Genomic DNA, 12,659 nt, shown 5'->3' with positions numbered 1-12,659 from the left:
ACCCGAAGGGATCGACGCCGACGTCCACCCGCACCTAGCATGGCGACGAATGGATCTTCGCGACTGGCCCCTGCCGAGACCCGGCAACCAGCCCGACCGAAGGGAGACGCGCGTGCGTCGACCCCGTCATCTGGCACTTCTGAGCGTCGGCGTGTCCGGCGCACTGGTCCTGAGCGCGACACCGACACCCGCAGCCGCCCGCCCCACGGCGTCCGCGCCCACCGGCATCGTCGTGGCCGACGGCATGACCCAACCGGTGTTCTCGCTCGCCGACGCCATCGAGGAGCGGGTGTACGTCCAGACCCCGGTGGACACCGACCACGACGGTCGTCCCGACCGGGTGGCGATCGACATCTCCCGGCCGCGGGAGACCGCCACCGAGGGCTTCAAGGTGCCGGTCATCTTCGAGCACAGCCCCTACCGCAAGGGCACCTGGGGCGACGTGCCGTACCCGAGCGTGCTCGTCGACGACCTGCCGCAGAACGGCCTGACCGACCGCTCCGGCCGGCGTGCGCTCGACGCCGGCACGCAGCGCGCCCAGGCCAAGGCCAACCTGCCCGGCTCGCTGGACGACTACTACGTGCCGCGCGGGTACGCGGTGGTGCTCGGCCAGAGCGTCGGCACCGGTGACTCGGACGGCTGCCCGACCAGCGGTGACCAGGCCGAGACGCTCGGCACCAAGGCCGTCATCGACTGGCTCAACGGGCGGGCCAAGGGGTACGACGCCAACGGCGCCCCGGTCACCGCCGGCTGGACCACCGGCGCGGTCGGCATGACCGGCGTCTCCTACAACGGGACGTTGCCCAACCAGGTGGCCACCACCGGGGTCAAAGGCCTGAAGACCATCGTGCCGGTCTCGGCGATCAGCAGCTGGTACGACTACTACCGGGCCAACGGTCTGGTGGTCGCGCCCGGCACGTTCCAGGGCGAGGACCTCGACATCCTGGCCCAGTACACGGCCGGGCAGGCACGCGCCGAGGGGCAGTGCGCCGACGAGCTGGCGCAGATCACCGAGGAGCAGGACCGGGTCACCGGCGACTACTCGAAGTTCTGGCGCGACCGCGACTACCTCGACGCCCGCAACGTTCAGGCCAGCGTCTTCGTCGTGCACGGCCTCAACGACTGGAACGTCAAGACCGAGCACTTCGCCGGCTGGTGGGACGAGCTGGCCAAGCGCCACGTACCGCGCAAGATCTGGCTGCACCAGGGCGGGCACGGCGGACCGGGCAGCAGCGCCTCGGTGACCCTGCCCAGCGGGCAGACCTGGACGTACAAGCAGACCGAGAACCGCTGGTTCGACTACTGGCTGTGGAACGTGCGCAACGGCATCATGGACGAACCGACGGCGGTGCTCCAGCGCGAGGACCGGGTTTACACCACGTACGCCAACTGGCCCGACCCGGCCGCACGCGAGGTCGGGCTGCGGTTCGCCGCCACCGACGCCACCGCCCCGGGCACGCTCACCACTGCCAAGCCGCCGAAGGCCCGCATCGAGCAGAGCTTCGTCGACGAGGGACGGACGATCCACCCGGACACCCTGGTCGCCGACCCGGACACGGCCAGCGCCAACCGACTCGCCTACCGCTCCCCCACGCTCGCGCAGAGCGTGCGCATCTCCGGCCGCCCCGAGATGCGGCTGCGGATGGCTATCGACAACAAGCCGGACGCCAACCTCACGGCCTACCTGGTCGACTACGGCCCGGCCGGGTCGACCGCCACGCCCGTCGTGGTGACGCGCGGCTGGATGGACCCGCAGAACCGCGTCAGCGCCGCGCGCACCGCGCCGGTCAAGCAGGGCAAGCTGTACGACTACCGGTGGACCATGGAGCCGAAGGACTACGTCTTCCCGGCGGGCCACCGGATCGGCGTGGTCGTCTTCTCCAGCGATCAGGAGTACACGCTGTTGCCGTTGGGCGGCACCGAGCTGCGGGTCGCCCCGAACGACAGCGAACTGCGACTGCCCGTGGTGGGCGGGCGGGGCGTACTCGGTTTCTGATCGACTCCGTCAACGGGTGGGGCGGTCCGACGACGCGTCGGGCCGCCCCACCCGTGTCTGGTCGTCGGCGCTCCCGGTGTGTGCGAGTGCGGCGAGGAGTCGCAGTTTCTCGTCGCTGTCGCTGTCCTTGTCGGGGTAGTAGACGACGAGGATGACGTCATCGATGGGGAGCTTGTCCCGGTGCAGGCGTAGGTCACCGACGACGGGGTGGTGCACCGTCGTCGTGCCTCCGTCGAGATTGCGGACGTCGTGGCGGGCCCACAGGGTGCGGAACCGCTGACTGGACAGCGCGAGTTCGCCCACCAGCTCGACGAACCGGGGGTTGTCGATGTCGTCCCCGATGGTGGTGCGGAGGGTGGCGATGAAGTTGGCGGTGGCCTTCGTCCAGTCCTGGTGGAAGGCTCGTTCCTCGGGATCGAGCAGGAGCGACCGCAACCGGTTCTCACCGGGCCGCAGGCGCGGGGAGAACGCCACGGCCATCGGGTTGGAGGCCAGCACGTCGAAGGCGCGTCCTTCGACGAACGCGGGGACCTGAAGGTGGGCAAGCAGCTCGTACACGCGCGCCGGTACCTGCTCGGACCGCTTGCGGCGCGGCGCCCGGGGGCGCGCCGCCGCGAGGTCGAGCAGGTACATCCGCTCGATGTCATCGAGCTGCAGGACGCGCGCGAGCGATTCGAGGACCTGCGGTGAGGGGTTCCTGTCCCGCCCCCGTTCCAGCCGCAGGTAGTAGTCGGGGCTGATCCCGGCGAGCAGGGCGACTTCCTCGCGGCGTAGGCCGGGCACGCGGCGCCGGCCACCGCTCGGGAGCCCTACCTGCGACGGTGAGACCAGTTCGCGGCGGGCCCGCAGGTAGCTGCCCAGCCGGTGGCCGCCGCCCGACTCCTCTTCCCTCATGGTCACCACGGTAGTGCGGCGCGGGTGCCGCAGAGGGGCCCTGGTGGGACCTGGGAAAACCGGGGCCCTGCCACCCCCGCCGGGCTCGGTCAAGACTGGTGATCGCCCTGTTCGGCAAGGACAGCGAGCAGCACCGTCTGCGCCCGCGAGTTTCCGCGTCGGCGCCCTCTGGATCGAAGGGAAGATCTCGTGGATCTCTCCAACCGCACAGCTTTCATGGTCGGCGGCACCTCGGGTATCGGGCGGGAGTTGGCCCGGCGGTTCGCCGCGGCGGGCAGCACCGTGGCCGTTGGCGGTCGCAACCCAGAGGCCCTCGCGGACCTCGCCACGGAAGGTTTCGGCACGTTCGGCATCGACGTCACCGACGGCGCCTCTGTCGCATCCGCCCGGGACGCCGTGCTCGCCCGCTACCCCGAGCTGGACACGGTGGTGACGATGTCGGGTGCCATGCTCCTGGAAGACCTTCGCGACCCTGCGCACTTCGCGGCGGCGCAGACGACGATCGACACCAACCTGGTCGGCACCATCCGGGTCATCGACGCCTTCACGCCGCATCTGGTCGGTCGGGGTGCGGGCACCTTCATCACCGTCACCTCCGGCATCGCCTTCCTGCCGTTCCCGCCCATGCCCAGCTACGCCGCCTCGAAGGCCGGGGTGCACGCCTACTCCGAGGCACTGCGCGCGCAACTCGACGGCACCGGTGTCGACGTCGTCGAACTCGTCCCCCCGGCCGTCGCGACAGCCGGTCAGGAGAAGGTGAACCCGCGCGCGCTGCCGCTCGACGACTTCGCCACCGAGGTCATGCAGCTGCTCTCGGCGAACCCCACCCCGAGCGAAATCCTCGTCAAGGGCGTGCACATGCACCGTTGGGCCGAGCGCGACGGCACCTACGCCGACCTCGTCGCGCAGCGCTCGAAGGCCCTGGCGATGCTTCCCGGTCGCGAACGCTGACACCGTCCGGGGCGGCGGGCACACCCACTAGGGCATCCTAGGAAGATAGTTCACCGCGCGGCAGCCGGCCGGGCCCTCACCACCGGCCCGGCCGGTGTGCTGTCGTCGTCATTTTTCCAGCAACTGCGGGACGTATTGACAACTTTCGACATCAGGGTGAGGCTTGGACTGCTGAGAGCGCTCTCTCGCACCGGCCCACCGGGCCACCACCAGTCTGGCCAGGGCACACTCCGCTGTCTTCGGCGGCGGCATCGGAGTTGCCCCTGACCCGTCCCCCGACAGGAGTTACCAGATGGACAGGGCCGCACCCCACGTCCCCCGCCGGCTACGCCTCACCGTGGCGATCGGCGCCCTGCTGACCCTCCTCGGCACGTACCTGGTCTCGACCACCGACCGGGCCGACGCCGCCCCGGTCGCCAACGTCATCCGGGTCGCCGAGTTCCCCGCCGACTGCACGTACAGTCACCGGCTGCCGGACGACCCGATCGTCTTCCCCGGACTGCCAGGGGCCTCGCACATGCACAGCTTCTTCGGCAGCACGGCGACGAACGCCACCACCACCCTGCCCGACCTGGTGAAGTCCACCACCACCTGCGACCCGGCGGTGGACGTCTCGTCGTACTGGGTGCCGACCCTCTACCGCGACAACGTCGCGGTGGAACCGGCCATCGCCACGTTCTACTACCTCGGTGAGGGGGTGCGCTCCGACGTCGTCGCCAACACCCAACCGATCCCGCAGGGCTTGCGGCTCGTCGCCGGCAACGCGAAGGCCACCGGCCCGAACGACAGCATCGCCCGCTGGTCCTGCCTGCACGCCGGTCAGGTGCCACCGTCCAAGGACTTCGTCAACTGCCCGGCCGGCACAATGCTGGAGTCGTACCTGGACTTCCCGCAGTGCTGGAACGGCCGCGACCTGGACTCCGCGGACCACAAGAGCCACCTGGCGTACCCGGTGAACCAGGCCTGCCCGAGCACCCACCCGGTGCACGTGCCGAAGCTGCGGCAGGTGCTGCGGTACCCGGTCAACGGCGACCCGTCGCACTTCCGGCTCGCCTCCGGGCCGGGCTACACCATGCACGGCGACTTCTTCAACGCCTGGCCGACCGCGGAAATGGCCCGCCGGGTCCAGGACTGCATCCGTCCGGTCATCAAGTGTGGACACGACGGCCGACCGATCTGAATCGTCGTACCCGACGGGGACGGCCCGGTCCTGCCGGGTCGTCCCCCGCTCCTCGGGAGGCCGCGGCGGAAGGAGGAGGCATGCGCGTGCAGGTCGCGTTGCTCATGACAGCGGTACTCGCCGCCGGCTGCGCCGGTGGACCGTCGAGCAGCACGGACGAGGCGGCACCACCGCTCTCCACGCCGGCCGTCGCCGCCCCGTCGACCGGCGCGTTCAGCCCCACCGACATCGCCTGGCTGCAACTCACGGCGGCGATGACGCAACGGTTGCTCCCGGTGCTGGACCTGGTGCCCACCCACACCACCGACCCGACCTGGCGCGGGCTGGCCGCGCGGGTCCAGGCGGGCAACCGGGCCGACCTGGCCCGCTCCCGTGACCTGCTCGGCGAGGCCGGAGCGCCGACGACCAACCCGCACGAGGGTCACGACATGCCCGGCATGATCACCGCCGACGAGCTGGCCGCGCTCCGGTCGGCCACCGGGAAGGCCTTCCAGCGGCTGCTCGCCACGCATCTGCGGGCGCACCTCGCGCAGACGGTCAAGATCGCCGCTGCCGAGCAGCGGGCCGGCGTCCACCCGGACACCACGGCGCTGGCCGCAGCCGTGATCCGAGCCGGTGACGGCGATCTCGCCCGTCTCGACCAGCTCGACCGACCACCGGGAACGCCCCGGCCGACCTGACGGTTCGGGCCCGCCGCCGCGTTCAGCTCACCAGCAGCCGGGCGATCGTCGCCGGTTCCGCCAGGTGCGGGAAGTGGCTGCCGGACAGCACGGTGACCTCGACCTCCGGCAGGACTCCCGTCAGCCAGGCGAGGTAACGAGCCGGCGGCTCGGACGAGGTCACCCAGCGGTAGGGAACTCCCCGCTCCGCGATCGACCGCAGGTCACCGGAGCGCGCGGCGGCGATGTCCTCGTCGGAGGAGTGCAGGATCTCGCCCCAGTACCCCAGCAGCAGATCCGGCCGGGGGTCGGTCGCGGTGGTGACGATCGCCCGCGCCTCGGCCGGCAACGACTCGATGCCCATACCGGCCAGCATGCGATCCCACACCTGCCGCCACTGCGGGCCGCGCAGCGTCGGCTCGGCCTCGCGTACGGCGGCGCCGAACGGGCCGGGCAGCAGGATCTGGTCCAGGTTGACCACGCCCCGCACCGGATAGTGCGCCGCGTAGGTCGTGGCGACGACCGCGCCCACCGAGTGCCCCACCACGATCGGCGTGCCGAGACCCGCCTCGGTCACCCGGGCGTGCACGACCTCGGCGACCTCGGACATCCGGTAGGAGTCCCGCCGGGGCGCGTCGCCGTGACCGGGCAGGTCGAGGGCGAGGATCCGCCGGTCCGGGTCGATCGCCGCCAGCTCGCGCCGCACCGGGTCCCACTGCCTCTTGTCGTAGGTCAGGCCGTGGATCAGGACCAATGGCGGTCGGTTGTCGTCGGTCACTGCGGTGCCTCTTCCAGGTTCGGGTTGCCGCTGCGGCCGGCCCGCAGCGAGTCGAGCGTGAGGTCCAGGGCGGCCTCCAGGTGGTCGACCTCTCCGGTGTTGATCAGCAGCAGGACGCCGCCCTGGATGCCGGCCAGCAGCGCCGCCGCCGTTCGGTGGGCGTCCACCTCGGCAGCGATGTCTCCGGTCGACTGCATGTGCCGGATGCCCTCGGTGATCTTGTCCTGCCAGCGCCACATGAGCCCGGTCACGATCGCCTGCGCGCCCGGCGCGCGCCGACCCGTCTGGCCGAGCAGCCCGTTGAGCGGGCACTTCACGCCCTGCGCGAGGTAGCGCTCGACGAGCCGGTCCCGCCACGCCTGCCAGGCCGGCCAGGAGGTCAGATTGCTGAGCATCGGCTCCTGGTCGGTGAGCACCTGGTCGGCCTCGTGCTGGGCCACCGCGAGCAGCAACTCCTCCTTGCCGTCCGGAAAGTAGTGGAAGAGCTGACCCTTGCTGGTGCCGGTGTGGGCCATCACATCTTCCAGGCGTACCTCGTCGACGCCGCGCTCACGGATCTCGGCGGCGGCGCCGGCGACGATCCGCGCCCGGGTCGCCTCGCCCTTGCGGGTCAACGCGCGAGTCATGGCCTCACCCTAGCTCGGGTTTTGGACTTGCAGGTCCATTTCTGGCGAGCCAAGGTCGTGAACGCGCGGCCCGCTCCGAGGACCGCACAGCGACCGGGAGGACGCGACGATGAACCAGTACTACCTGCTCGGACGGTCCGGCCTGCGGGTGAGCCGACTCGCGCTGGGCACGATGAACTTCGGTGTCGACGGCTTCCACGCCGCGTACGGCAAGACCGAGGAGGAGTCCGAGCCGATCTTCCGCCAGTATCTCGAATCGGGCGGCAATTTCGTCGACACGGCGGACTTCTACACCGCCGGGGAGAGCGAGAAGATCCTCGGCCGCCTGATCGACCGGGCCGGTGTCCGCGATCGACTCGTACTCACCAGCAAGTTCACCAACACCATCGACCCGGGCGACCCGAACGCGAGCGGCAACGGCCGCAAGCACATCATCCGGGCCGTCGAGGCGTCCCTGGGCCGACTCGCCACCGACTACATCGACCTGTACCTGCTGCACACCTGGGACCGGATCACCCCGGTCGAGGAGGTCGTGCACACCCTCGACGACCTGGTGCGCTCCGGCAAGATCCGGTACGCCGGCCTCTCCGACGTACCGGCCTGGTACGCGGCCCGCGCGCAGAGCTACGCCGAGGCGCACGGCCTGGCCCCGCTGATCAATCTGCAACTGCCGTACTCCCTGGTCAACCGCGGCGTCGAGGCGGAGTTCGTGTCGATGGCGCAGACCGTGGGCATGGGGCTGACCGCGTGGAGCCCGATCGCCGGCGGCCTGCTCACCGGCAAGTACCGGCGCAGCGGCGAGGGCCTGAGCGGGTCTGGCCGGTTGACCACTCCCAACGCCGGGGGTCGGGAGATCAGCCCCGGCGACTGGCAGGTCATCGACGCGCTGGAGAGCGTGTCCGCCGATCTGGGCCGCAGCATGGCACAGGTCGCGATCAACTGGGTCGCCACCCAGCCCGCCGTCGCCTCGGTGATCATCGGCGCGAGCAGCGCCGCGCAGGTCGCCAGCAACTTCGAGGCGCTCGACTTCGAGATCCCGGCCGACGCCCGTCGCCGGCTCGACGAGGCCAGCGCCCCGAACCTCGGGCTGCCGTACGGCATGTTCACCCCGCAGTACCAGTCCTGGGTGGTGAGTCCGGGTCTCTCCATCGGCGACAAGCCGGCCGGCTACGCCCCGCAGGTCGTCAACGCCGCTGCCGACACCGCGCGGTAGCCACGCGTCGAGGCGGTGTGCCGCTGCTTGCGCGCGGCGCACCGCCGCACCCCAGCGTGGGTCACAACCCTTGGCCGCCCACGGCGGCTGAGGTCGTCGACGCCGAAGAGCCCTCGTAGAGGTCGACGTAGCGCCGCAACACGTCGGCGGCCCGGTCGTCGAGCGCGGTCAGGTCGAGGGTGTTGTGGCGAACCCCCAGCGACTCGGGCAGGGCGTACACCCGCAGGTCGATGCCGTTCGCCCGGGCGATCCGGCGGGGCACCCGCACTGCCGCGGCGGGATCCACCACCGTGTCGAGCGGGCTGATCGCCACGGCCGCGCTCACGAGGCCGGTCCGTCGCGCCGTACGCGGCAGGGACCGCACGATCGTCAGGTACCGTGTGACCGCCGCCAGCGAGTAGCCGCGCGCGGTGACCCGGTCGCGCAGGACGCGCCGCCCGTACAGCGTGATGAGGGGCCGGACCGCGAACGCCGGGGCCTGCCGGGGGCCGAAGAACGGCGACAGCACCAACAGCCGCCGTACGACGTCTCCCCGGGTCTGGGCCAGCCAGGTGGCCAGCACCGCGCCACCGGAGATGCCGACCACGCCCACCTCGTCCCCCAGGCCCGCCGCGACCGTCACGGCCTGCTGGGCGTACGCAGTCAGCTCGCCGGCCCCGACCCGGTGGTGGGCCCGCCGGTCGACGGTGCCGTGGTGCGGGGCGCGCGGTATCCACACGTTGTAGCCCCGGGCGAAGAACACCTCGGCCAGGGCGTCGTACTGCTCCGGCGCCATGGTGTAGCCGTGCAGCAGCAGGACGGCCCGCGCGGTACGCGAGCCGTGGCTCAGCAGACGGCTGCGCGACTCCGGCCGTACCTGCGGATCCGTGGCCTCTGCCGCCGTGGTGCTCTGCGCGGCAGCGGTGGCGGCATCGAAGTCGAGCGGTGACGCCGGTGCGAGCCGCAGCTTCCGGTGCCCCAGCGGCCAGAGGTACAGCCCGGCGACCGCCGCCGCGACCAGCGCCGTCGCGCCGACGACGAGGGTGAGGAACTCCGGCATGGGCAGATCCTGACAGGAGGTGACGTCGGCACGGCCGCGGGGGCGCGCCCCGGTGACCCGGGGCGCACCCTGCAGGGACTACGCCGTCCCGCCTGGCGAGGCAGGCGGTTCGAACAGCACCCGGGCGCGGAGCTGCCGGAATCCGGTGCGTTCCAGCTCCGCGAGCACCGCGACGCGGTGGGCGTCCACGTCGGCGATCACCTCCCGCGCGCCACCGGCGGCGAGCACCCGGACCGCCTCGGTCAGCAGCTCACCGCGCGCCGCGTCGTCGAACAGGCCGAGGTACGCCAGGAGTGGATAGCAGGCGTCGCCGGCCGTGCCGACCAGCCCCACCGGCCGCCCGTCCGCCACGCCGACCCGCCAGTCGTCGGGCGACTCCCCCAGCCAGGCCACCGGATCGGTGGCCAGGTCAACTCCGGCGACGGCACTCGCGATCTCCCTGCCGGTCAGGACGTCGGGCTCGGCGATCCGGGCGACCAGGGCGTTGATCTCCGCCACGTCGACGGGTGGCCGGAAGGTGTAGCGGCCGGAGGTCGCCGGCAGCGGCGTGCCCGTCCACGAGCAGCGCAGCCGCTCACCCACCTCGACCAGGCCGGCGAGCCGGGCCGCCTCCATCGGCGCGCTGACCACGGCCAGCACCTCGGGTCGACGCCGCCAGTGCGCCGGCAGCGCCGCGTAGTAGCTACCGGGACCTCCCAGCGCCTCGTGGGCGGCGCGCAGCAGCGCGGCCCCCACCTCCGGCTCGGCGGCCAGGTCGAACCGCTCCAGCCAGGGGGCGCCGACGGCCCCGGGCGGGAGGAGCCAGGCGGCCCGGCCGACGACCCGGCCGTCGCGCAGGGCGATCCAGGTGGTTTCGGGTCGGTAGCCGCCGCCGGCGATGCCGTCGGCGTACGGGATCTGCCGCAGTTGGGGCAGCGGATCGGTCATGGAGTCGAACAGATTCTCCTCGCCCGCGACGAGCGGGCGGATGAGCAGACTGGTCATGGCGGACCTCCGGAAAGCGGACGCCCCGGGTCAGATCCGCGCGGACGCCGGTGCGCGGAGGGGGCGCAGAACATCGGACATTGTTCTGACCTCCTCTCGGCTCGACGGCGTGCCGCCACCATACGGGAGGCGCCGTCGGCGTTCAACACCCCGGCTCACAGCGTCGGATTGGTCTGCGCGCCGCGTCGGTGGGCGTGCCCGTCGGCGACGGCGATCCCGGCCAGGATCAGCGCCGCCAGGCCGGTCACGGCGACCGGCGGGAGCAGGACGCTGGGCAGGGCCGCCACCGCCAGCACCGCAGCGCCGACAAACAACATCTGGCAGCGCGGCGCGGACTGGTACCGGCGCTCCAGGAAGCTGCGGCCGATCAGGAACAGCACCGGACCACCGAAGATGATGGCCACCAGCGCCCAGTCGATGGGCGGATGCGGATCCTCGATGACCTGCCCGAAACCGACGGCGGTGCAGATGATGCCACCGACGATGAACAGCAGGCTGTAGCTCGCCAGTCGCGACAGTTGGAGCCCTTCCCCGCCGGCGCTGCCGCTGGCCTGCTGGCCCGGCCCCACGTGGTAGAAGTAGATCCGCCAGAACGAGACCGTGGCGACGAACGCGGACACCAGGACGATGGTCCGCTCGGTCGAGAAGCCCGGGAAGCTGACGGCGGCGCCGGCTTCGAGCACCACCTCGGCCAGCGCGATCATGAAGAACTGGTTGTACCGCTCCGCGAGGTGCACCTCGGACACCGAGACCAGGCTGGCGATCGGCGCGCGGCCGATGCGCGGCACGGGCCAGTTGAAGGCCGCACCGACCAGTTCGATGCCGAGCGCGAGCGTCCAGAAGACACCGCGACCGAGGCCGCCGTCGAGGCCGCCACCGATCCAGAGCGCGCCGGAGACCGCGTGCCAGGTCAGCACCCGGTACGAGAACATCTGCGCCGGATGACCCCGGAGGGCGAACACCAGGTAGAGCGGCCTGCCGAGCTGGATGACGACGTACGTGCAGGCGAAGATCATGCCTCGCTGACCGAACGCCTGCGGCAGCGAGACCGCCAGCACCAGCGTGCCGAACATGGTGGCGAGCAGGAGGACCTGCAGGTCCACCCGGCGCGGGTCGTAGGTGCTGGCCACCAGCGCGTTCAGCGACCAGATCATCCACATGGCCGTGAAGAACAGCAGCGTCTGCCCCGCCTCGGACAGCAGGGTGTGCCGGACGATGGTCAGGTCGTCCGCGACCCGCCCGGCGAGGCGGGCGAGCGCGAAGACGTAGACGATGTCGAACAACAGCTCCAGGACGGTCGCCGAACGCGGGCTCGTGCTGTCGGCCAGCCCGCGCATCCAGGTGCGCGTCAGCATGGCCGCACCCCCTCGTACCGGTTTAGGGAACTTTATCCCGGTACGCCCGCTCGTCAGGCCGGATCGCCCGCAGCGGGCTCGACGTGGTCGCGCCACGAGTGCCGGGGCTCGTAGCCCAGGACCCGCCGCGCCTTGTCGATGCTGAGCAGGGTCTCGTGCTCGCCCAGCTCCTTACGGATCTCGACGCCCGGGTAGACCTCGGCCAGCAGGCTGGCGCTGGAGCGGGTCATGACGGTGTCGGCGTTGGCGATGATGAAGACGTCCGCACCCGGCCGGTCGTACGCGAGGGCCCGTTCCACCGCCTGGGCGCCGTCACGGGAGTCGATGTAGCCCCACAGGTTCCACCGCCGCGCCCGCGGGTCGGCGTCGAACGACGGGAACGGCGCGTAGTCCTCGACGTCCATCACGTTGGAGAAGCGCAGACCCACCATGACCAGCTCCGGGTCCCACCGGCAGAAGTGCCGCGCCATCTCCTCCTCAAGGGCCTTGTTCAGCGAGTACGTCGACTCCGGCCGGGGCGCGTACTCCTCGTCGACCGGCGCGTACGGCGGTGGGGTGTCGAACGGCAGGCCGAGCACCGTCTCGCTCGACGCCCACACCACCCGCCTGATGCCGGCCGCCCGGGCGGCGGCGAAGACGTTGTACGTCGCGGCGGAGTTGTTCGCGAACGTGACCGCGTTCGACATCAGCCCGGGCGCCGGAACGGCGGCCAGGTGCACGACCGCCTCGATGCCACCGGCGTGCTCGTCCGCGCCCCCGGTGAACGCCTCGACGACCTGCCCGTAGTCGGTCAGGTCGACGAGGAGGAACTCGCCGTCGACGTCGCGGGGGTCGCGCCCGCCCGCACGGTCCACCGCGAGCACGTCGACGCCGACGCCGCGCAGGTGGGCGACCACGGCGCGGCCGAGCTTGCCGGTGGCGCCGGTGACGACGACACGTGCGGGGAGTACGGGATCGCTCATGGAGCCATCCTTACCGGCCCGT

Annotated in this window: 12 protein-coding genes; 5 read left to right on the top strand and 7 right to left on the bottom strand. The window is 71.5% G+C overall.

Going from position 1 to position 12,659, the window contains the following annotated elements:
• Window positions 1–112: 112 nt before the first annotated feature.
• Window positions 113–1,996, top strand: coding sequence for a Xaa-Pro dipeptidyl-peptidase (locus AB0I89_RS28460; RefSeq protein WP_357133050.1), 1,884 nt, complete (start codon window positions 113–115; stop codon window positions 1,994–1,996).
• Between the two features lie 9 nt (window positions 1,997–2,005).
• Here the strand turns inward: AB0I89_RS28460 and AB0I89_RS28455 are convergent, their stop codons facing one another.
• Window positions 2,006–2,890: a helix-turn-helix transcriptional regulator gene (locus tag AB0I89_RS28455; protein ID WP_357133048.1), complete on the bottom strand. Its 885-nt coding sequence runs from the start codon at window positions 2,888–2,890 to the stop codon at window positions 2,006–2,008.
• A 189-nt stretch (window positions 2,891–3,079) separates the two neighbouring features.
• Between AB0I89_RS28455 and AB0I89_RS28450 the strand changes: the two genes are divergently transcribed.
• The 3 genes from AB0I89_RS28450 (at window position 3,080) to AB0I89_RS28440 (ending at window position 5,701) form a co-directional block, all read left to right on the top strand.
• Window positions 3,080–3,841 carry an SDR family NAD(P)-dependent oxidoreductase gene (locus tag AB0I89_RS28450; protein WP_357133046.1) on the top strand — a complete coding sequence of 254 codons (762 nt, stop codon included), beginning with the start codon at window positions 3,080–3,082 and terminating at the stop codon, window positions 3,839–3,841.
• A gap of 292 nt (window positions 3,842–4,133) precedes the next feature.
• Window positions 4,134–5,021, top strand: coding sequence for a DUF1996 domain-containing protein (locus tag AB0I89_RS28445; RefSeq protein WP_357133044.1), 888 nt, complete (start codon window positions 4,134–4,136; stop codon window positions 5,019–5,021).
• 80 nt (window positions 5,022–5,101) lie between these two features.
• Window positions 5,102–5,701, top strand: a complete 600-nt coding sequence (locus tag AB0I89_RS28440) for a DUF305 domain-containing protein (RefSeq protein ID WP_357133042.1) — start codon at window positions 5,102–5,104, stop codon at window positions 5,699–5,701.
• 22 nt (window positions 5,702–5,723) lie between these two features.
• On the opposite strand, the gene AB0I89_RS28435 is transcribed toward AB0I89_RS28440, so the two are convergent.
• Both AB0I89_RS28435 and AB0I89_RS28430 read right to left on the bottom strand, forming a co-directional pair.
• Entirely contained in the window at window positions 5,724–6,458 is a 735-nt protein-coding gene (locus AB0I89_RS28435) for an alpha/beta hydrolase (protein WP_357133041.1), read from the bottom strand.
• Complete coding sequence (locus tag AB0I89_RS28430) at window positions 6,455–7,084, bottom strand: TetR/AcrR family transcriptional regulator (RefSeq protein ID WP_357133040.1); 630 nt, start codon at window positions 7,082–7,084, stop codon at window positions 6,455–6,457. Before AB0I89_RS28430 ends, AB0I89_RS28435 begins: the two co-directional genes overlap by 4 nt.
• A gap of 109 nt (window positions 7,085–7,193) precedes the next feature.
• Between AB0I89_RS28430 and AB0I89_RS28425 the strand changes: the two genes are divergently transcribed.
• Window positions 7,194–8,297, top strand: a complete 1,104-nt coding sequence (locus AB0I89_RS28425) for an aldo/keto reductase (RefSeq protein WP_357133038.1) — start codon at window positions 7,194–7,196, stop codon at window positions 8,295–8,297.
• A gap of 61 nt (window positions 8,298–8,358) precedes the next feature.
• Here the strand turns inward: AB0I89_RS28425 and AB0I89_RS28420 are convergent, their stop codons facing one another.
• The 4 genes from AB0I89_RS28420 to AB0I89_RS28405 form a co-directional block, all read right to left on the bottom strand.
• Window positions 8,359–9,336 carry an alpha/beta hydrolase gene (locus tag AB0I89_RS28420; protein ID WP_357133036.1) on the bottom strand — a complete coding sequence of 326 codons (978 nt, stop codon included), beginning with the start codon at window positions 9,334–9,336 and terminating at the stop codon, window positions 8,359–8,361.
• A 78-nt stretch (window positions 9,337–9,414) separates the two neighbouring features.
• The gene (locus AB0I89_RS28415) at window positions 9,415–10,320 is read right to left on the bottom strand and encodes an acetyltransferase (protein WP_357133034.1); all 906 of its coding nucleotides are present in this window, start codon (window positions 10,318–10,320) and stop codon (window positions 9,415–9,417) included.
• 155 nt (window positions 10,321–10,475) lie between these two features.
• Window positions 10,476–11,675 (bottom strand): low temperature requirement protein A, encoded by a 1,200-nt coding sequence (locus AB0I89_RS28410; protein WP_357133032.1) that lies wholly within the window; start codon window positions 11,673–11,675, stop codon window positions 10,476–10,478.
• Between the two features lie 53 nt (window positions 11,676–11,728).
• Window positions 11,729–12,637 (bottom strand): NAD(P)-dependent oxidoreductase, encoded by a 909-nt coding sequence (locus AB0I89_RS28405; RefSeq protein ID WP_357133030.1) that lies wholly within the window; start codon window positions 12,635–12,637, stop codon window positions 11,729–11,731.
• Window positions 12,638–12,659: the final 22 nt, after the last annotated feature.

The organism is Micromonospora sp. NPDC049801, assembly GCF_040656575.1.
Taxonomy (GTDB): Bacteria; Actinomycetota; Actinomycetes; order Mycobacteriales; family Micromonosporaceae; genus Micromonospora.
Note: the sequence above shows the minus strand (reverse complement) of the source record. Positions and strands in the feature narration are given on the sequence as shown.

Coding starts and splice junctions, on each gene's coding strand:
- AB0I89_RS28430 (WP_357133040.1), bottom strand. CDS start 7,084: ATGACTCGCGCGTTGACCCGCAAGGGCGAGGCGACCCGGGCGCGGATC.
- AB0I89_RS28455 (WP_357133048.1), bottom strand. CDS start 2,890: ATGAGGGAAGAGGAGTCGGGCGGCGGCCACCGGCTGGGCAGCTACCTG.
- AB0I89_RS28405 (WP_357133030.1), bottom strand. CDS start 12,637: ATGAGCGATCCCGTACTCCCCGCACGTGTCGTCGTCACCGGCGCCACC.
- AB0I89_RS28425 (WP_357133038.1), top strand. CDS start 7,194: ATGAACCAGTACTACCTGCTCGGACGGTCCGGCCTGCGGGTGAGCCGA.
- AB0I89_RS28445 (WP_357133044.1), top strand. CDS start 4,134: ATGGACAGGGCCGCACCCCACGTCCCCCGCCGGCTACGCCTCACCGTG.
- AB0I89_RS28420 (WP_357133036.1), bottom strand. CDS start 9,336: ATGCCGGAGTTCCTCACCCTCGTCGTCGGCGCGACGGCGCTGGTCGCG.
- AB0I89_RS28410 (WP_357133032.1), bottom strand. CDS start 11,675: ATGCTGACGCGCACCTGGATGCGCGGGCTGGCCGACAGCACGAGCCCG.
- AB0I89_RS28440 (WP_357133042.1), top strand. CDS start 5,102: ATGCGCGTGCAGGTCGCGTTGCTCATGACAGCGGTACTCGCCGCCGGC.
- AB0I89_RS28415 (WP_357133034.1), bottom strand. CDS start 10,320: ATGACCAGTCTGCTCATCCGCCCGCTCGTCGCGGGCGAGGAGAATCTG.